The organism is Streptomyces sp. NPDC002536 (genome assembly GCF_053594995.1).
In genome coordinates this window covers 1-17,024 of sequence record NZ_JBSFWU010000028.1, presented here as the reverse complement: position 1 = coordinate 17,024, position 17,024 = coordinate 1, and the positions used below count along the sequence as shown (strand labels likewise).

Here is a 17,024-nt window from a genome sequence, read left to right as displayed (position 1 = left end):
GGCGCAGGGGCCGTCGTGCGAGCGGCCCTGCAGGGCTCAGCCACGGGCCCGGACGAACTCCTTGACCGAGGCGATGACGTAGTCGAGCATCTCGTCGGTCAGCCCCGGGTAGACGCCGACCCAGAAGGTGCCTTCGGTGACGATATCGCTGTTGGTCAGGTCCCCGACCACACGGATCGGCTGGTCCGTGTATGCCGGGTGCCTCGTCAGGTTCCCCGCGAACAGTCTCCGGGTGCCGATCTTGCGATCCTCCAGGAAGGACACCAGCTCACCGGCGGTGAACGGGGCACCCGGTTCCACGGTGAGCACGAACCCGAACCAGCTCGGCTCGCTGCGCGGCGTCGCTTCGGGGAGCAACAGGTGCGGGGTGCCTTCCAGGCCCTCACGCAGGTGTTTCCAGTTGCGCCGTCGTGCTTCGACGAAACGGTCCATCTTCTCCAGCTGGGTCAGACCGAGTGCAGCCTGGAGGTCGGTCGCCTTCAGGTTGTAACCAACGTGCGAGTAGATGTATTTGTGGTCGTAGCCGTCGGGCAGCGTCCCCATGCGGTACTTGAACCGCTTGAGGCAGGTGTCGCTCACCCCCGGCTCGCACCAACAGTCGCGACCCCAGTCCCGCAACGACTCCACAATCCGGGCCAGCGCCAGGTTCGAGGTCAGCACGCACCCTCCCTCGCCCATGGTGAGATGGTGCGCGGGGTAGAAACTGACGGTGGCCAGGTCGCCGAACGTGCCGGTGAGCCTGCCGTCGTACTCGGCTCCCACGGCGTCGCAGTTGTCCTCGATGAGGAACAGGTCGTGTTTCTCGGCCAGTTCAGCGATCTCGGCGACCTCGAAGGGGTTGCCGAGAGTGTGCGCGATGATGACGGCCCTGGTGCGCGGCCCGATCGCCTGGGCCACACGCTCGGCGGTGGTGTTGTACGTACCGAGCTCGATGTCGACGAAAACCGGGATCAGGCCGTTCTGCAGGATGGGGTTGACCGTGGTGGGAAACCCCGCAGCCACAGTGATCACCTCATCCCCCGGACGCAGCCTGCGGTCCTCGAGCAGCGGTGAGGTCAGTGCGGAGACGGCCAGCAGATTCGCCGACGAACCGGAGTTCACCAGGTGTGCCTTGCGCCGCTTGAGCTTGCGGGCGAAGGCCGACTCGAACTGCCGGGAGCTGCGCCCTGCGGCAATGCGCATGTCGAGTGCGGCCTCCACCAGTGCCACCCGGTCGTCCTCCTCCAGAACGGCCCCGGACGGCCAGATCTCGGTGACCCCGGGGACGAAGCCGGTGTCCGGCTGGACGTCCTGGTGGTACTTGCGCACCTCGTCGAGGACCAACATCCTGTGCACGCTCATATCCGTATGCCTTCCTGATGTTCGTGTGCATGAGGTCGTGCCGCTCCGAGCAGGTCCCGCAGCGAGGTGTCCAGCTCCCTGCGCGGCAGCCAGCTCAGCAGCCGGTGTGCCTTGGAGATGTCCAGCTGCTGCCACGCAATGCCCGACCGGGCTGCGCTCTCGTCCTCTTCCACGGGCACGGGGAGACCACTCAGCATGACCATGTGCCGGACGATCCGGCGTGCGGTGATGCCCTCGCCACGCCCGATGTTGACGATCTGACCGGTGAGTCCGGCCTTGGGAGCGAGCCCCGCGGCGACGACCGCTTCCGCCACGTCACGTGCGTCGACGAAGTCCCGGTACACATCGAGCGAACCGAAGCGCAGGGGGCGCGGCGAGCCGCCCCGGCCGTGCATCACAGCGGCTTCGGCAAGATGGTCGGCGACTGTGCGCAACAGGCTGCCCGGCGGGGTGCCGGGCCCTATCGCGTTGGCGACACGCAGCACTACCGCGTCCACTCCGGTGGTACGCACCGCGCGCACCACGGCCTGTGTACCCAGAAGCTTGGTGCGCCCGTAGGGAGTGAGCGGGACGGCGGTGTGGTCCTCGGCGGTCGGGATGCCGGCCGCACCAGGCCCGTACTCGTGAACGCTGCCGAGGTGTATCAGTCGCACCGGATGTGCCGTGCCGGCAAGGGCGTCCAGCAACCGGTCGACGAGGTGCGCATTGCCCTGGACCATGTCGGACTCGGTCGCGTGCCAGGCTCGGCCCGCCGCGTTGACCATGAGATCGGGACGATGTCCCGAGAGCACCGCGGCGAGGGCGGCGCAGCCGCTGTCGGTGGTGAGGTCGACGGCTGGGACGCTCTTTCTGGAGAGCGGCAGTGCGGAAACTCCAGCGGCCTCCAGGGCTGTGCAGATGTGCCGGCCGAGGAAGCCGCCACCTCCCAGGACGACGGCCCTCATGCCGCCACCTGCCCGTCGGCGACCGGCTTCCACCACTCGCGGTGGTTCCGGTACCAGTCGACGGTGTCCGCCAGCCCCTGCTCGATGGGGATCCGCGGTGCGTAGCCCAGCTCCTCGCGAATCTTGGTCTCGTCGAGGGAGTACCGCAGATCGTGTCCGAGACGGTCGGGGACCCGCTGGATGCGGGAGGCATCGGCTCCGAGCAGGTGCAGCAGGCTCTCTGTGATTTCCAGGTTGGTCCGCTCGTTGCCGCCGCCCACGTTGTACACCTCTCCGGCCCGACCCCGTGTGAGCACCAGATGAACGGCCCGGCAGTGATCGTCCACGTGCAGCCACTCGCGGACGTTCCGACCGTCGCCGTACAGCGGCACGCTCCCACCCTCCAGCAGCCGGCCGATGAAGCGTGGGATGAGCTTCTCGGGATGTTGGTGGGGGCCGTAGTTGTTGGAGCACCGGGTGATCGACAGATCCAGGCCGTATGTGCGGTGGTAGGAGCGCGCGACCAGGTCGGAGGCTGCCTTGGACGCGGCGTAAGGGCTGTTGGGGGCGAGCGGCCACTCCTCGGTCCACGAGCCCTCGGCGATCGAGCCGTACACCTCGTCGGTGGAGACGTGCACGAATCGCGCCATGCCGGTGCGCCGACAGGCTTCCAGGAGTGTCTGAGTGCCCGCAACGTTCGTGCGGACGAAGTCGGCGGCAGCATCGATGGAACGGTCCACGTGCGACTCCGCAGCGAAGTGCACGACCGCGTCGTGCCCGGGCAGCAGGTCCAGGAGGAGCGGCAGATCGCCGATGTCGCCCGGGACGAAGTTCAGGCGGGGGTGCGTCTCGGGCAGGTTGGCCCGGTTTCCCGCGTAGGTGAGCTTGTCGAGGACGGTGACATGGGTGTTGCCATACGGCGTGTACGCACCCAAGAGCAGTGACCGGACATAGTGCGAGCCGATGAATCCGGCCCCGCCGGTGACGAGGATCTTCATGAAGCCACCTCGGCCGGGACAGGTCCGCACCCATGGACGGCGCCCGTCCACACGGCGAGCAGCCCGGCGTCCGCTGCCCGGGCCGCGGTGGGCGCCGCGGCGTCCCGCGCAGAGATCAGCGGTGGTTCACTGCATCTCCAGGGCAGGTCCAGCTCCGGGTCCAGGGGATTGACCTCGATCTGGGTCCCCGGCACATACAGGCTGGACACGGCATAGCAGATGCAGGTGTCGTCGGACAGGGCGAGGAACCCGTGCCCCACGCCCTCCGGCACGTAGACCGACTGCCCCGATGCGGCGTCCAGTTCGATCACATGGTGACGGCCGAAGGCCGGCGACCCCACGCGCAGGTCCACGATGATGTCGCGCAGCCTGCCGCGCACGCAGGTCACGTATTTGGCCTGCCCGGGCGGGGTGGCCACACTGTGGATACCGCGCAGGGTGTTGCGCCGGGACACTGAGTAGTTGATCTGCCGGGGCGTGAAGGGACGCCCCAGTACGCGCTCGAGTGCGTCGGCACGCATGGCTTCGTAGAAGTTACCGCGTTCGTCCGGAATGCGGTCCGGGGTGACGACATACGCCCCGGGGATCGCCGTCTCGGCAATGCGCACGGACTCGTCCTCTTCCTCTTCAGGGTTGTCGGGGGCCGCCCTTGCCGCCCGGCTCAGGAGCTCCAGACGACCGGGAGGCTGGAGAGCGTGTGGTTGATCTCACCGTGGTGCCAGGGCAGTTCCTCCTTGGGAACCGCCAGGCGCAGGTCCGGGAATCGGCGGATCAGGCCGTCGAGCGCAATCTCCATCTCCATCCGGCCCAGATGCTTGCCCAGGCAGTAATGGACGCCGTGGCCGAAGGAGATGTGGGGGTTGCGCTCGCGGGCCAGGTCGAGCCGGTCCGCGTGTGGGAAGACGCTCTCGTCCCGGTTGGCGGAGGCGAGGGAGAGCAGCACCGCCTCGCCCTTGGGGATCGTCGCCCCGCCCACCTCGATGTCCTCGGCGGCGATGCGCGGGAAGCCGGAGGTGTCGGTGGCGAACAGATTGACGTGCCGGAGAAGTTCCTCGACCGCCCGGGGAATCCTGGTGCGGTCCTCGACCAGCCACTGCCACTGGTCACGGTGGTCGGCGATCAACGCCAGTACAGAGTTGGCCAGTTGGTTGGCCGTGGTGTCGAAACCCGCTCCGATGAGGGTGAAGCCGAAGGTCACGAGCTCCTGCTCGCTGAGCCGGTCGTCGTTGTCCCGTGCCGCGATCAGCTCGGAGAGCATGTCGTCGCCGGGGTTGGCCCGTTTGTCCGCGATGAGGCCGACGATGTATTCGCTGAGCTTGGCCAGGCCGTTCAGCGACTCCTCGCCCCCGGCCCGGTCGTCGACGGTCGCGAACGCCCGGGCCCACTTCTCGAAGGCCCGCAGGTCCTGCGGCGGAACCCCGAGCAGTTCGCCGATGACCGTCAGCGGCAGCGGCACCGCCAGGTGCTCCACCAGGTCGACCGGCCCGCCCTGGGCCTGTAGGGCATCGAGCAGCTCGTCGGCCACCTTCTGCACCCCGGCGCGCATGCGCTCGACACGGCGCAGGGTGAAGGCGCCGGCCACCAGCTTGCGGAGCCTGGAGTGTTCGGGCGAGTCCAGGGAAATGATCATTTCCGGAGTGGTGTGCATCGTCCCGCCGACGCGCGGCGCATCCGGCCCGCAGGCCAGCGCCCGGCTCAGCCGCGGATCGGCCGACAGCTCGCGCACGTCTTCGTACCGGGTGACCAGCCAGGCGTCCACGCCGCCGACCGTCGGCACGCGCTTCACGGGGCACTCGGAACGCAACTCGGCGTACTGAGGTGCGGGACCCTGATAACTCGAACCGTTGAAGGGAAAGACGTCGGTCCCGGGGGCGACAGTCACGATGGCTCCTCCGCTTGCGTCGCTGGGTGGGGCCGGGCCGGCCTCGGACGCCCGCCCGAACCGCGATGGGATGCCACGCGGTCACGTCGCACCGTAGGGATCCGCACTGGAGGCCCGGTCGCCTGACCCTCGCGGGCCCGTTGGAGAGAAGCTCCGACACGAGAAGGGGCACCCCGCTCCGGGGTGCCCCTTCTCGTGTGCCCGTTCTCAGGACGGGTTGTGGATCTTGTCCGCCCAGGCGGGCGAGTCGTGGGTGACGACGCGGGAGCGCAAGTACAGCTCCCCGTCCCGGCGGACCAGGACGTCCTCGACCGTGGTGGTCGGCTCGAAGCTCACCTTGCCCTTGGCATCCGTCATGGTCACGACCGCCTGGTAGCGGACGTTCAGGTCGCCGCCGTGGAGCTCCCTGATGCGCATCCGGTCGAACCAGTAGCGGTAGACCAGCCCGTCGTAGTACGCAACGTTGTTCTCACGAGCCTCGCGTGCGGAGATCTCCTCGACGAGCGGCTTGTCCGGGTCGCCGCGGCGCTCCGACATCTCCTTCAGGAGCGTCTGGCGGCCCTCCAGCTTCCAGCCTCCGGGACGGTGCTCGATCGAGCCGTCCTCGGTCATCGTCTCCAGGAACTCCTCGAGCCTGCGCTCCTCGAGCAAGGGCATCTGCAAGGCGTAGAACTGCTGTACCTCCACGTACAGCTCCGCACCGACCCGCTGTCCGGGTCCCCGCAGCACCTGGGCCATTTCGGCTCCTTCCGATCTGTATGCGTACGTGTCCGGGGGCTGTGTCCGGACTCGCCCCTCAGTCCTCCGCCGGCCCCAGCAGCACGGCCGAGTAGTTCTTGCGAGCCGCCGTGTCGTACTGCAGCGCGACGTGGCTGGTCGCGGAGGTGACGTCGCGCCAGAACCGCTGGAGCGGCCGGGTCTCGCCCAGGCCGCCGGTGCCGGCGGCGCGGACCAGGAGGTCGACGGCCTCGCGGGCCAGCTCGGCGGCGAACGTGGCGTTGCGCTCGTTACGTGCCATGAGCTCCGGTGTGAAGTGCCGGCCGTCGAGGACCTCGGCGTTCTGCTCCACGAGGTGACGGGCGGCATCGACATGGCCGGAGGCACGCACCAGCAGCAGCTCGTTCGTCTGGCTGCGGCGGCGGCCGGTCAGGGACGCCGCGCACGCCTCCAGCGCACCGGCTGCGGCTCCGACCACGGGGGCGATGAAGGTGAGGCCGCCGACAGCCTGGAACGGCACGTTGTGCGCGGCGACGCCGGAGACCGCGTTGCGGCCGGTGAGCATGTCCGTGCGGTCGAAGGACAGGTGGGCGGGCACGAACTGCCCGTCGACCACGACCGTATGGCTGCTGGTAGCACGCATACCGATACTGTCCCAGCTCTCGCGGACGGTGTACGTGCCGCGAGGCAGGGCGAAGAACCGCAGCCGGGGCGGGCCCTCGGCGCTCGTGCCGGGGTCGGCCACGGCAGCGCAGACCAGCGCCCAGTCGGCGAAGTCGATGCCGCTCACATAGGCCCACTGGCCGCTGAGCCGCCATCCGCCGTCCACCTCGGCGGCCCGTCCCGCAGGCATCAGGGCGGTCGCGACCACGGCGTCCGGCCCCTCACCCCAGATCGCGCCGTGCCCCGCCTCGGGCAGGTGGGAGGCGAACCGCGCCGAATACGCACTCAACGACGCACACCAAGCCGCCGCCGCACACCCCGCACCCACCTCGACGACCGCCCGCGTCAGCTCGGCGAACGAGCCCTCCGCGCCGCCCCAGCGGGCGGCGACGAGGTACCGGGCGAAGCCGGCCTCGCGGATGGCCTCGACGACCTCGGGGACCAGGGCACGGGTGCGGTCGGCCTCCTGTGCGTGTTCGGCCGCGACGAGGCGGACCTTCTCGGCCGCGGCCGACAGGCCGGTTCCGTCGGTCATCACAGGTCCTTCACCGTCTCGATGGCCCGGGCGAAGCGCTCCAGCGTCTCCCCGGGGCTCGGGCCGTCCAGCGCCTTGAAGATGCGGTCCGCGCCCTCGCCGTGCTTGTGCAGCTTCACGTGTGCGAGCTCGACCTTCGTGCGGTGCTCGTCGACCGGGGTGAACTCGACCTCGATCTCGCTGGCGCGCTCGTCGTCGGTGATGGACTGCCAGTTGCCGTCGATGCGCCAGGTCATCACGAGGCGGCGGCCCGGCTCCCACTCCAGGACCTTGCCCCAGGCGATCTCGGTGCCCTCGACGTCCCACTCGTAGTAGCGGCCGCCGACGCCGGGATCGAAGGCCAGCCCGGCACGCTCCTTCTTCACCAGCACGTGGGACGGCGGCCACCAGGCGGCCGGCCGCTCGGTGAAGACCCTGAAGCAGTGCCCGGGCGTGGCCGCCACGGTCACCGACTTCCGTACGTCCGGAATCGTCTGCTCGGGCACGTGCCCTCCTCGCTCGTCCTGCTGGGTGTGACGACGGCACGCTGACCCGTCGCGCTCAACCCGCCGTGGAGAGCGACTGGACCGGGCACTCGAGCCCGAGTCCAGATGTCCGCTAGGTCCCGTTGTCACGGTCGTCCGGTCCAGGCCCACGACCGGCCCAGAGATCGGGAGTTCACCATGACAGAAGCGCCGCGCCGCACCGCCTTCGTCACCGGAGCCACCAGCGGGATCGGCCTGGCCGTGACCGAACTGCTGGCCCGGCAGGGCATCGCTGTCTTCGGCGTCGCCCGGAACGAGGAGAACGTGCGCAGCCTGGTCGAGCGGCTCCGTAAGGAGGGGTACGAGGCCGACGGCACGGCCTGCGACGTGTCCTCCACCGAGCAGGTGCACGCAGCCGTCGAGGCAGCGGTGAAGGCCTACGGACGCATCGACATTCTCGTCAACAACGCGGGCCGCAACGGCGGCGGCGAGACCGCGAAGATCGACGACGCGCTGTGGCTCGACGTCGTCGACGTGAACCTCAACAGCGTCTTCCGCGTCACCCGCGAGGCGCTGACCACCGGCGGGATGCTGGAGAACGGCTGGGGCCGCATCGTGTCCATCGCCTCGACCGGCGGCAAGCAGGGTGTGGCGCTCGCCGCCCCCTACTCCGCCTCCAAGCACGGCGTCGTCGGCTTCACCAAGGCCGTGGGCCTGGAGCTGGCCAGGACCGGCATCACGGTCAACGCCGTGTGCCCCGGCTTCGTGGAGACGCCCATGGCGCAGCGGGTGCGCCAGGGCCACGCCGAGTACTACGGCGTCACGGAGAAGGACGTACAGGACAAGTTCGAGGCACGCATCCCGCTCGGCCGCTACGTCGTCCCCGAGGAGGTCGCCGGCCTCGTCGGCTATCTGGTCTCGGACACCGCGGCCTCCATCACCGCGCAGGCACTCAACGTCTGCGGCGGCCTGGGCAACTACTGACCCGGCAGGCCGGGAGAGACGGAGCCGGCACCATGAACCCCACCGGAAACGCACTGCTGACCGCACCGGCCGCCCCCGACGCGGCCGCCTTCCGGACGGCGATGGGCACCTTCCCCACCGGGGTGACCCTGCTGACCCAGGGCAGCGGGAACGACGCGCTCGTGACCACGCTCAACAGCCTGACCTCGGTGTCACTCGACCCTCTGCTGCTCCTCGTGTCCGTCACGGCGGACGGCCGGATGCGGCCGCGGGTGACCGAGCGCGGCAGCTTCGCCGTCAACGTCCTCACCGAGCACCAGCGGGAGCTGTCCGGGGAGTTCGCCCGGCGGGACCGTCCCGAGGGCCTGGCGGCGATGCACCGCACCGGGGCCGTCGCCGGGGTCACCGGCAATGCGGTGATCCCCGCTGCGGCCGCCTCCTTCGAGTGCGTGCTGCACTCCGAGCACGAGGCCGGCGACCACGTGCTGTTCCTCGGACGGGTGGTGGCGCTGCGCACAGGCGTGCCCGCCGTCCGCCCCCTCGTCTTCCACGGCGGCCGTTACGCCGCCCTGACCCCCCTGGGAGCAACCGCATGACCACACCACTCACCAATACCGCGGGCCGCCTGGAAGAGGTCGCCGACGGCGTCCACGCCTTCGTGCAGCCCCCGGGCGGCTGGTGTCTCAACAACGCGGGGCTCGTCACCGGCACCGACGGCGGCGCCTCGGCCGTGCTGATCGACACGGCGGCCACCGAGTCCCGTACCCGGCGGCTGCGCGAGGAGGCCGAACGGGCGGCGCCCGACGGCCCGGGCTTCGTGGTCAACACGCACTTCCACGGCGACCATGTCTTCGGCAACGGCCAGTTCGCGGGACGGGCCACGATCGTCGCCCACGAGTCGACCCGCTCGGACACCGCCGAGGCCGGTCAGGGCCTGCGGCAGCTGTGGCCCGACGTGGCCTGGGGCGAGACCCCCGTCGTGCTGCCCACCTTGACCTTCCGCGATGCGATCACCCTCCGCCCGGTGGGCGGCCCCCGGGTCGAGGTGCTGCACGTGGGGCCGGCGCACACGCCCGGCGACGCGGTGGCCTGGGTGCCGGAGCGCGGCGTGCTGTTCGCCGGGGACGTGGTCTGGTCGAAGGTGACCCCGTACGTGCTCATGGGCTCGGTCTCGGGCTCGCTGCGCGCCCTCGCGCGGATGCGTGCGCTCGGGCCCGCCACGGTCGTCCCGGGACACGGCCCGGTCGGCGGACCGGAGTTGCTCGACGACACCGAGCAGTACCTGCGCTGGATCGGACGGCTCGCCGAGGAGGGCATCGCCGCCGGGTTCACCCCGCTCGAGGCGGCCCGCCGCACCGACCCGGGCCGGTTCGCGGACTGGCTCGACGGCGAGCGGCTGGTGGGCAACCTGCACCGGGCCTACGCCGAGCTGCGCGGGCTCGCGCCCGGGGCCCGCATCGACGTGTTCGGTTCGTTCCGGGAGATGGTCGAGTTCCACGGGAGCCTGCCGGCCTGCCACGCCTGAGCGCTCCTCCGGGGCGCTGTTTCAAGGGAGTTGAGGTACAGGTGAGCATGTACGAATCCGACGACGATGTCACCGAGCGCCCGGCACCGCTCCTGGCGGGCTGGGAGCAGGAGGACGATCCCTCGGTGGAACCGCACATCTGGCGCGGCATCGACTGACTGCAGTGCCGTCCGGCGCATGCGTCGGTGGGCGGCGGAGGAGATCCCCCGCCGCCCGCCGACGCATGCGCCGCTCCGGCCTCAGAGGGCCACGGGGACGTCCCGGTGGATGACCCGCGACCTGGTGCGCAGCCGCCCGTCCTCACGGACCAGGACGTCGTCGACGGTGAAGGTGGGCTCGAAGGTGACCTTGCCCTCGCGGTCGGTGCGGGTGACGAGCGTGTAGTAGGAGACGTGGAGCACGTCCGCGTCCTGCTCGTCCACCTCGATGATCAGGTGGCCGAACCAGTGCCGCACCGCGATGTCGCGGTAGCGCGGAAGGTTCCGGTGCATCCCGGCCACCATCGCGTCGCGCCCCTCGGCGCGTTCGCCGTTCGCGTGCACGACCACGCCGTTCTCGGTGAACGTGTTCGCGAAGCCCTCGATGTCCAGGGAGTCCACCCGCCGCATCTGCCGCGCGTAGAACGTCTGCACCTCGGCGTACAGGTCCCCGGTGACCGTCGTTTCCGTTGTCCGAACCGCCTGCGTCACAGCAACTCCTCCAGTGGATCCGGGCCGCCACGGGGCGGGCGGCTCGCACCGCACCACGCTGCCGCCCGCCGCTCAGGCCTCGCTGGAGAGCGGGACGACAGGCCGGACGGCGTCCGACCGCGGCCCGACGACGCCCTCGCGGTGCAGCTGGTCGTGGACCTCGTCGACGAGCCCGTGCAGCACCTTGATCTGGACCTTGGTGAAGGCCAGCACGGCGACGATCAGCACGAGGCCGGGCAGCTGGGACAGCAGGAAGGACTCGTTGAACTTGTCGACGTCGTAGCTGTAGACGACGATCACGCGCAGCACGGAGTCGATCAGGGCGGCGAGGCCGAAGGCCGCGGTCACGGCGCGCTCACGGGCGCGGAACGGCTTGGAGCGCACCCAGGCCTGCTCGTAGGCCACGGTGCGGTCGGGGTCGCCGTCGGTGGCCATGGGGGTGGCGGCCACGTAGACGAGGGGACGCCCGAAGACGCACGTGGACAGCAGGTACAGGGCGGCGAGCAGGGTGTAGAAGGACGGCTTGGCGGCGACCAGGCGCGGGTCGTTCGACAGGAACAGCAGGGCGACGGTCAGCGCCATTTCGAGGACGACGAGCAGGCCGATGACGTCGAGCTTGCGCCGCTGGATGGTGTGGATCAGCGTCCACACACCGCCCGCCGCACCGGCGAGGGTCAGCGCCCAGACCTGGCCGAGACCGGCCAGCTGGTGCAGGACGTAGAAGCCCGCGATGGGGATGACGAGGTCGAGCAGCATCGGGGCCAGGGCCCGGAACTTCTGCGCCGGGTTCGGTGCCGTACCGGCCGGGGTGGACATGCAAGGACTCCTTGACGAGCTTTCCAGTACCGGGGGACGACACCAGCCCCCTGCCACGCACCCCGCACGTGCTTCCAGCCCGGGCCACGATGTGTCTACGGCCGAGTCCTGTGTGAGCCCCCGCGCATGATCATTGCACGGGGTGACACACCAGGAGCGAAGGGTGACCCACACCACACCCCCACCCCGAAATACCTGACGCGTCAGTCACTGTTCATGCAGGTACCCACCGGCAAGGAGTGCCCCCATGAACGCCACGAACCCCGTGCACACCCCCCTCACCTTCACCGTCCTCGACCTCGACTTCCCCGTCGGCAGCAAGAACAAGACCGCCACCCTCGTCACCGGCGAGCACGACGCCCTGCTCGTCGACGCCGGCTTCACCCGCGCCGACGGCCACCGCCTGGCCGCCGAGGTGCTGGACTCCGGCAAGACCCTCACCACCGTCTTCATCAGCCACGGCGACCCGGACTTCTACTTCGGCGCCGAGGTGATCGCCGACGCCTTCCCCGAGGCCCGGTTCGTCGCCACCCCGCTCGTCATCGAGCACATCCGCCACTCCTACGAGGGCAAGCTCAAGGCCTGGGCCGCCGTCGGCGCCAACCTCCCCACCCGGCTCGTCGACATCGCCCCGCTCACCGGTGACATCACCCTCGAAGGCCACCGCTTCGAGCTCAAGGGCGGGCCCGCGGACCTGCCCGACCGCCACTACCTGTGGCAGGCCGGGCACCGCGCCCTCCTCGGCGGTGTGCTGCTGTTCCAGAACGAGCACGTCTGGACCGCCGACACCGCCCGGCCCGAGCAGCGCGGCGCCTGGGTCGCCCTGCTCGACGAGATGGCCGCGCTCGACCCGCAGCTCGTCGTCCCCGGCCACCGGCTGCCGGACACCGCCGCCGACCTCAGTGCGATCACCAACACCCGTGCGTACCTGGTGGCGTTCGAGGAGGAGCTGGCCAGGGCCGTCGACGGCGAGGCGCTCGCCGAGGCGCTGCTCGCCCGCTTCCCCGAGCACGGCATGCTGATCGCCGCCCGCATCGGCGCGAAGGTCGCCAAGGGCGAAATGACCTGGGGCTGATCCGCATGACGCACACCGGCTCCCCCTCCCCCGTCTCCCCCGCAGACGTGGTCCGCCGCCAGTACCTCGCCTCCGCCGCAGGCGATCTGGAGGCCCTCCGCGCCACCCTCGCCCCCGACGTGGAGTGGACGGAGATGGCCGGCTTCCCGCTCGCGGGCACCTACCGCACCCCGGCCGGGGTCACCTCCAACGTGATGGAGAAGCTCGGCGCGGAGTGGGACGACTGGACCGCCCACGACGACACGTACGTCGCCGACGGCGAGAACGTCGTCGTCCTCGCCCGCTACACCGCCGTCAACAAGGCGACCGGCAAGGCGATCGACGTCCGCGTCGCCCACCACTTCACGGTGCGCGGCGGACTGATCGTGCGCTTCGAGCAGTTCACGGACACCGCGAAGGTCCGCGACGCGATGGCGTGACCGAACGGCCGAAAAGAGGGCTCTCCCCGCGGGGAGGGCCCTCTGTACGTTGCGCTCGTCAACTGCCTCCGGAATACCTTCTGGAAAGGACACGACGACGATGCAGACGATCCAGTCACCGCGACCCGTACGCGCGAGACGCAAGGCCGCCGCAGCGGCCTCCGCGGCCCTGGCCACGCTGGCGGCCGCCGTCACCCTCGGCCTCGCCCCCGCCGCGCAGGCCGCCCCGGCCGGAGCCGAGAGCCTGGACGGCGTCTGGGCCTGCTCCGTCCCGCAGGGCTACACCTTCGACCAGGTCGTCAGCCGCCTCAACACCTGCGGCTCCGGCTTCGCGGCCCAGTACCACCTGCGCACGCCGCAGGACGGCATCTGGGTCTGCTCCGTCCCCGACTCGTCCTTCACCTGGGACCAGGTGGTCAGCAGGCTCAACACCTGCTCCACGTCCGGCTTCGCGGCGAGCTACCACATGCGCGCACCGGTCAACGGCCTGTGGGCGTGCACCGTCCCGCCGGGCTTCGTCTACGACCAGGCCGTGAGCCGCCTCAACACGTGCAGCACCTCGGGCTTCGCCTACAGCTACCACCTGCGCGGCTGAACTCCCGGGTGCCCGCGGCCCGTTAAGCCGTGCCACCGGCTCATACGAACGGGCTAAACCGGCGGCTTCTCGCCGTTTTCCGGTCCGGGGACCGCAAAGATCCGTGCGTACCGAGGACGCGACCCCCGCGCCCTCGTCCGTCTCCCCCGGATCCCGGAGCAAGGAGCACGCTCATGTCCCACGTCACCATGCGGCGCATCGCCGCCGTCGCCGCCTCGGCGGCCCTGCTGTCCGGCGCCGCCGCAGCGGCCGGGAGCGCGGCATACGCCGACGCCCCGGGCCACCACCACGGGGCCGGCGTCTCGGCCGAGCAGAAGGAGGAGGCGAACGTCTCCGTCAAGGGCGACCACCACGACCACGGCGCGCACCTCGGCTGGGACAAGGGCGTCGACAAGAAGAAGGACCACTTCGACGCCCAGCACAAGGTCTGGGTGCGCTGGGACGCCGAATCCCGCAGCAACGCCCAGTGGGACGTGCACACCCGCAGCTGGAAGCGTCAGCACAACGGCCACTGGCAGCACTGGGACAACGCCCACAAGGCCTGGAAGTGACAGCAGGCCGTGAGTGACCGGGTGTTGCGTCACTGCATCCCGCGGTGACGCAACACCCGCAGCGCGCGGCGCCCCGAAGGGGCGCGGGGAACTGCGCGACAAGCCACGACGCGCCCGCAGATGACGTCCCCGGGGCAGTGCCCCGGACCTCCACGGCAGTGCGTCGGCTGCAGGCCGGGCCGCCGCCGGTGGCTGAGCGCGCCCACGCGGCGGAGCCGCAAATCGATACAGCCCCGCGCCCCTTACGGGCCCCGTCAGAACCGCAGCACGCTCGCGATGTGCCCCGCCTCCGCCAGGTCGCCGTCCGGGACGAACCGCACCTCCGAGCCCTTGTCCAATGCAGCCTCGACGAGTTCGTCGACGATGTCCTCGTGCACCCCGTCCGGGGAGCCGGGAACACCGGAGTCGGCCGCCACGACCAGGTGGCCGTCCTCCACCCGCGCCGAGGTCTCGTACCCCTCCTCGACCGCCAGCAGCGCCACCCGGCCCTGCTGCACCGTCTGCCACACCTCGTCCAGGCCTGCGGCGTACCGGCGTTGGCCACGGGCGTCCACCAGGCGGCGCTGGATGTCGACGCGGCGCCGCTCGTGGCACTCGTCGAAGGCCGGGGCCAGCAGGCCGCGCAGTTCGGGGGCCGTCGCGGAGGCGGCGCCCCCGCGCTCGACGCGGGCCGTGACGGCCGCGCCGTGCGTGGAGACCTCCTCGAACCGGGCCAGCGACACCGGGAGCCCCACCAGGTACACCGGGCGCGGGTCGCGCTCCAGCACCCGGCCGAGGGCACCGTCCACCGAGCGCAGGTACTGGCGCTCCCGCTCCGTGCGGTAAGGGCTGGGCCGGCTGCCGTAGTTGGCGAAGTTCGCGCCCGGCAGCGCGTCCACCTGGTCGGGGATGGCCGGGGTGACCGGGAATCCGTTGCCCGTCACCTCCTCCAGGTGCCCGCCGTGCGGGCCGCCGCCGCTCCACAGCCGCGTCTCGCCGTCGGACAGCACCAGCGCCCAGTACGGCTCCTCGCCGATCCGCGCGGCGACCAGGTTGCGGGTGAGGTAGGTCCCGTCGATCACCACCCGCTGCGGCACGGGCCGCGGCAGGTACCAGAGTTCGTGCTCGCCGGGCGCGGCGAGGATCAGCAGCCCCTCCGCGGGGTGCAGGAAGTCGACCTCGGCGGCGGCCGCGTCCAGCCGCTTCTCGACATCGATCCGGACGTCCCGCGCGACCTTCGGATCCTCCCCGAGCCGCCGCTTCGCCTCGGCCAGGGCGTTCCGCAGCCGGACCCTGTCCTCGGGGTTGCCGGGCTCGCGCCGGTGCGTCGGCACGAGGAGGGAGACGGCCGGGTACGTCCGCGGGCGGCGCAAGTCCTTCAGTACCGCGTCCGTGAGATCGCCGATGTCCATGGATGCCCTTCTTCCTGACCGGCCGGGAAACCCTTCCAGACCACCAGAGCACCGCCCCGGCTGCCATTCGTGCGCGTCCGGTCGAAGGAGGCCGCGCCTCGGGGGATCATCGGGGAATGGACCGTTCCCTCCGCCTCGCCCAGCAGCCCGACGCCGACGAACTGCTCTCGCGCAGCCCGCTGGCCGCGCTGACGGGCATGCTGCTCGACCAGCAAGTCCCCATGGAGTGGGCCTTCACCGGGCCGTACACGATCGCGCAGCGCCTCGGCCGCGACGATCTGGACGCGCACGAGATCGCGGCGTACGACCCCGAGGCGTTCGCCGCCCTGTGCGCGCAGAAGCCGGCCGTGCACCGCTACCCCGGTTCGATGGCCAAACGGGTGCAGCAGCTGTGTCTTTACCTGGTCGAGCACTACGACGGCGACGCGAGCGCCGTATGGCGCGACGCAGGCACGGGCGCCGAGCTGCTGCGCAGGCTCAACGACCTGCCGGGCTTCGGCAAGCAGAAGGCCCAGATCTTCCTGGCCCTGCTGGGCAAGCGGCTGGGCGTCCGCCCGCAGGGCTGGCGCGAGGCGGCGGGTTCGTACGGCGAGGAGGGCTCGTACCGCTCGGCGGCGGACATCACGGGCCCGGAGTCGCTGGAGAAGGTGAGAGCGTTCAAACAGGAGATGAAGCGGGCGGCCCCGTAAGGGGCGCGGGGCTGTATCGATTTGCGGCTCCGCCGCGTGGGCGCGACCAGCCACAGCGCGCCCGCAGCCGAAGTACCAGGGACAGTAGTTCCCCGCGCCCCTACGGGGCGAGCCGCTCCACCACGTCCCGCACCCTCCCGGCCCCGTCCTCCTCCGCCATCCGGCGCGACAGCGCCACCGCCGCCGCGCGGTACCCCGGCTCCTCCACGGCAGAGCGCACCGCCGCCGCGAGCCGTTCCTCGGAGAGCCCCGCACGCGAGACCGGGGCCACCGCGGCCCCGACTCCCGCCACGCGCCGTGCCCAGAACGGCTGGTCCGCCGTCACCGGCACCGGCACCGCCGGCACCCCGGCCCGGAGGGCCGCCGCCGTCGTGCCGGCCCCGGCGTGGTGCACGACGGCGGCCACGCGCGGAAAGAGCAGCGCATGCGGCACGTCCCCCACGGCGAAGAGGTCGTCGCCGGAGGGCACATCCGGCAGCTGCACGACCCCCCGCACCCCGGCCCGTCGCAACGCCCCCGCCACCAGTTCGCCCACGCCCTCGGCGGCGCCGGCCATGCTCCCGAAGCCGACGAACACCGGCGGCGGCCCGGCCTGCAGAAAGTCCTCCAGCTCCGCCGGCAGGCCGGAGGACACGTGCGGCCACCAGTTGCCGACGACGTCCAGCCCCTCCCGCCAGTCCGCGGGGCGCGGCAGCAGGGCCGGGCTGTAACCGTGCAGCACCGGCCACCCGGCCCGCTCCCGGCGGGCCCGCTCCGCCCGCGGGCCGTGGCCGGGCGGCAGGCCCAGG

General features: G+C 71.0%; 20 protein-coding genes. 8 read left to right on the top strand and 12 right to left on the bottom strand.

Going from position 1 to position 17,024, the window contains the following annotated elements; translation table 11 throughout:
• Positions 1 to 36: 36 nt before the first annotated feature.
• From rfbH to ACWD4B_RS13080, 8 genes are all read right to left on the bottom strand, one after another.
• Positions 37 to 1,341 (bottom strand): lipopolysaccharide biosynthesis protein RfbH, encoded by a 1,305-nt coding sequence (gene rfbH, locus ACWD4B_RS13115; RefSeq protein WP_451420845.1) that lies wholly within the window; start codon positions 1,339 to 1,341, stop codon positions 37 to 39.
• The gene (locus ACWD4B_RS13110; RefSeq protein ID WP_451420844.1) at positions 1,338 to 2,285 is read right to left on the bottom strand and encodes an NAD-dependent epimerase/dehydratase family protein; all 948 of its coding nucleotides are present in this window, start codon (positions 2,283 to 2,285) and stop codon (positions 1,338 to 1,340) included. Before ACWD4B_RS13110 ends, rfbH begins: the two co-directional genes overlap by 4 nt.
• Positions 2,282 to 3,262 (bottom strand): dTDP-glucose 4,6-dehydratase, encoded by a 981-nt coding sequence (gene rfbB / locus ACWD4B_RS13105; protein WP_451420843.1) that lies wholly within the window; start codon positions 3,260 to 3,262, stop codon positions 2,282 to 2,284. Before rfbB ends, ACWD4B_RS13110 begins: the two co-directional genes overlap by 4 nt.
• Positions 3,259 to 3,870, bottom strand: coding sequence for a dTDP-4-dehydrorhamnose 3,5-epimerase family protein (locus ACWD4B_RS13100; protein ID WP_451420842.1), 612 nt, complete (start codon positions 3,868 to 3,870; stop codon positions 3,259 to 3,261). The genes rfbB and ACWD4B_RS13100 overlap by 4 nt, the downstream gene beginning before the upstream one ends.
• A gap of 53 nt (positions 3,871 to 3,923) precedes the next feature.
• Positions 3,924 to 5,144: a cytochrome P450 gene (locus tag ACWD4B_RS13095; protein WP_451420841.1), complete on the bottom strand. Its 1,221-nt coding sequence runs from the start codon at positions 5,142 to 5,144 to the stop codon at positions 3,924 to 3,926.
• A 207-nt stretch (positions 5,145 to 5,351) separates the two neighbouring features.
• A complete protein-coding gene (locus ACWD4B_RS13090) occupies positions 5,352 to 5,882 on the bottom strand; it encodes a nuclear transport factor 2 family protein (protein WP_451420840.1) in 531 nt (176 codons plus the stop codon).
• A 58-nt stretch (positions 5,883 to 5,940) separates the two neighbouring features.
• A complete protein-coding gene (locus ACWD4B_RS13085) occupies positions 5,941 to 7,059 on the bottom strand; it encodes an acyl-CoA dehydrogenase family protein (protein ID WP_451420839.1) in 1,119 nt (372 codons plus the stop codon).
• Positions 7,059 to 7,544: an SRPBCC family protein gene (locus ACWD4B_RS13080; RefSeq protein ID WP_451420838.1), complete on the bottom strand. Its 486-nt coding sequence runs from the start codon at positions 7,542 to 7,544 to the stop codon at positions 7,059 to 7,061. Before ACWD4B_RS13080 ends, ACWD4B_RS13085 begins: the two co-directional genes overlap by 1 nt.
• Before the next feature lie 177 nt (positions 7,545 to 7,721).
• Between ACWD4B_RS13080 and ACWD4B_RS13075 the strand changes: the two genes are divergently transcribed.
• From ACWD4B_RS13075 to ACWD4B_RS13065, 3 genes are read left to right on the top strand one after another with little or no spacing between them, the layout of a single operon-like run.
• The gene (locus ACWD4B_RS13075; RefSeq protein WP_451420837.1) at positions 7,722 to 8,507 is read left to right on the top strand and encodes an SDR family NAD(P)-dependent oxidoreductase; all 786 of its coding nucleotides are present in this window, start codon (positions 7,722 to 7,724) and stop codon (positions 8,505 to 8,507) included.
• Between the two features lie 32 nt (positions 8,508 to 8,539).
• Positions 8,540 to 9,082 carry a flavin reductase family protein gene (locus ACWD4B_RS13070; protein ID WP_451420836.1) on the top strand — a complete coding sequence of 181 codons (543 nt, stop codon included), beginning with the start codon at positions 8,540 to 8,542 and terminating at the stop codon, positions 9,080 to 9,082.
• Positions 9,079 to 10,011 carry an MBL fold metallo-hydrolase gene (locus tag ACWD4B_RS13065; protein WP_451420835.1) on the top strand — a complete coding sequence of 311 codons (933 nt, stop codon included), beginning with the start codon at positions 9,079 to 9,081 and terminating at the stop codon, positions 10,009 to 10,011. Before ACWD4B_RS13070 ends, ACWD4B_RS13065 begins: the two co-directional genes overlap by 4 nt.
• Before the next feature lie 239 nt (positions 10,012 to 10,250).
• Here ACWD4B_RS13065 and ACWD4B_RS13060 read toward each other — a convergent pair whose 3' ends face one another.
• Positions 10,251 to 10,700: a nuclear transport factor 2 family protein gene (locus tag ACWD4B_RS13060; RefSeq protein WP_451420834.1), complete on the bottom strand. Its 450-nt coding sequence runs from the start codon at positions 10,698 to 10,700 to the stop codon at positions 10,251 to 10,253.
• A gap of 72 nt (positions 10,701 to 10,772) precedes the next feature.
• Complete coding sequence (locus ACWD4B_RS13055; protein WP_451420833.1) at positions 10,773 to 11,516, bottom strand: VC0807 family protein; 744 nt, start codon at positions 11,514 to 11,516, stop codon at positions 10,773 to 10,775.
• Between the two features lie 247 nt (positions 11,517 to 11,763).
• Here ACWD4B_RS13055 and ACWD4B_RS13050 point away from each other — a divergent pair, with 247 nt between their 5' ends.
• The 4 genes from ACWD4B_RS13050 (at position 11,764) to ACWD4B_RS13035 (ending at position 14,156) form a co-directional block, all read left to right on the top strand.
• Positions 11,764 to 12,591, top strand: coding sequence for an MBL fold metallo-hydrolase (locus ACWD4B_RS13050; protein ID WP_451420832.1), 828 nt, complete (start codon positions 11,764 to 11,766; stop codon positions 12,589 to 12,591).
• 5 nt (positions 12,592 to 12,596) lie between these two features.
• Positions 12,597 to 13,010: a nuclear transport factor 2 family protein gene (locus ACWD4B_RS13045; protein WP_451420831.1), complete on the top strand. Its 414-nt coding sequence runs from the start codon at positions 12,597 to 12,599 to the stop codon at positions 13,008 to 13,010.
• Positions 13,011 to 13,110: 100 nt separating this feature from the next.
• Positions 13,111 to 13,605 (top strand): hypothetical protein, encoded by a 495-nt coding sequence (locus ACWD4B_RS13040; RefSeq protein ID WP_451420830.1) that lies wholly within the window; start codon positions 13,111 to 13,113, stop codon positions 13,603 to 13,605.
• Positions 13,606 to 13,778: 173 nt separating this feature from the next.
• Entirely contained in the window at positions 13,779 to 14,156 is a 378-nt protein-coding gene (locus ACWD4B_RS13035; RefSeq protein WP_451420829.1) for a hypothetical protein, read from the top strand.
• Between the two features lie 254 nt (positions 14,157 to 14,410).
• On the opposite strand, the gene ACWD4B_RS13030 is transcribed toward ACWD4B_RS13035, so the two are convergent.
• A complete protein-coding gene (locus tag ACWD4B_RS13030; RefSeq protein ID WP_451420828.1) occupies positions 14,411 to 15,547 on the bottom strand; it encodes a baeRF3 domain-containing protein in 1,137 nt (378 codons plus the stop codon).
• Positions 15,548 to 15,663: 116 nt separating this feature from the next.
• Between ACWD4B_RS13030 and ACWD4B_RS13025 the strand changes: the two genes are divergently transcribed.
• On the top strand, positions 15,664 to 16,236 hold the full coding sequence (locus ACWD4B_RS13025; protein WP_451420827.1) for an HhH-GPD-type base excision DNA repair protein: 573 nt from the start codon (positions 15,664 to 15,666) through the stop codon (positions 16,234 to 16,236).
• A 100-nt stretch (positions 16,237 to 16,336) separates the two neighbouring features.
• Here the strand turns inward: ACWD4B_RS13025 and ACWD4B_RS13020 are convergent.
• On the bottom strand, positions 16,337 to 17,024 hold a 688-nt coding region (locus tag ACWD4B_RS13020; protein WP_451420826.1), incomplete at its 5' end, for a glycosyltransferase.

What these genes read in the sequence shown, in the direction of transcription:
- ACWD4B_RS13075 (WP_451420837.1), top strand. Translation starts at nt 7,722, where the DNA reads ATGACAGAAGCGCCGCGCCGCACCGCCTTCGTCACCGGAGCCACCAGC.
- rfbH (WP_451420845.1), bottom strand. Translation starts at nt 1,341, where the DNA reads ATGAGCGTGCACAGGATGTTGGTCCTCGACGAGGTGCGCAAGTACCAC.
- ACWD4B_RS13110 (WP_451420844.1), bottom strand. Translation starts at nt 2,285, where the DNA reads ATGAGGGCCGTCGTCCTGGGAGGTGGCGGCTTCCTCGGCCGGCACATC.
- ACWD4B_RS13085 (WP_451420839.1), bottom strand. Translation starts at nt 7,059, where the DNA reads ATGACCGACGGAACCGGCCTGTCGGCCGCGGCCGAGAAGGTCCGCCTC.
- ACWD4B_RS13070 (WP_451420836.1), top strand. Translation starts at nt 8,540, where the DNA reads ATGAACCCCACCGGAAACGCACTGCTGACCGCACCGGCCGCCCCCGAC.
- ACWD4B_RS13040 (WP_451420830.1), top strand. Translation starts at nt 13,111, where the DNA reads ATGCAGACGATCCAGTCACCGCGACCCGTACGCGCGAGACGCAAGGCC.
- ACWD4B_RS13090 (WP_451420840.1), bottom strand. Translation starts at nt 5,882, where the DNA reads ATGGCCCAGGTGCTGCGGGGACCCGGACAGCGGGTCGGTGCGGAGCTG.
- ACWD4B_RS13050 (WP_451420832.1), top strand. Translation starts at nt 11,764, where the DNA reads ATGAACGCCACGAACCCCGTGCACACCCCCCTCACCTTCACCGTCCTC.
- ACWD4B_RS13065 (WP_451420835.1), top strand. Translation starts at nt 9,079, where the DNA reads ATGACCACACCACTCACCAATACCGCGGGCCGCCTGGAAGAGGTCGCC.
- ACWD4B_RS13030 (WP_451420828.1), bottom strand. Translation starts at nt 15,547, where the DNA reads ATGGACATCGGCGATCTCACGGACGCGGTACTGAAGGACTTGCGCCGC.
- ACWD4B_RS13035 (WP_451420829.1), top strand. Translation starts at nt 13,779, where the DNA reads ATGTCCCACGTCACCATGCGGCGCATCGCCGCCGTCGCCGCCTCGGCG.
- ACWD4B_RS13045 (WP_451420831.1), top strand. Translation starts at nt 12,597, where the DNA reads ATGACGCACACCGGCTCCCCCTCCCCCGTCTCCCCCGCAGACGTGGTC.
- rfbB (WP_451420843.1), bottom strand. Translation starts at nt 3,262, where the DNA reads ATGAAGATCCTCGTCACCGGCGGGGCCGGATTCATCGGCTCGCACTAT.
- ACWD4B_RS13055 (WP_451420833.1), bottom strand. Translation starts at nt 11,516, where the DNA reads ATGTCCACCCCGGCCGGTACGGCACCGAACCCGGCGCAGAAGTTCCGG.
- ACWD4B_RS13025 (WP_451420827.1), top strand. Translation starts at nt 15,664, where the DNA reads ATGGACCGTTCCCTCCGCCTCGCCCAGCAGCCCGACGCCGACGAACTG.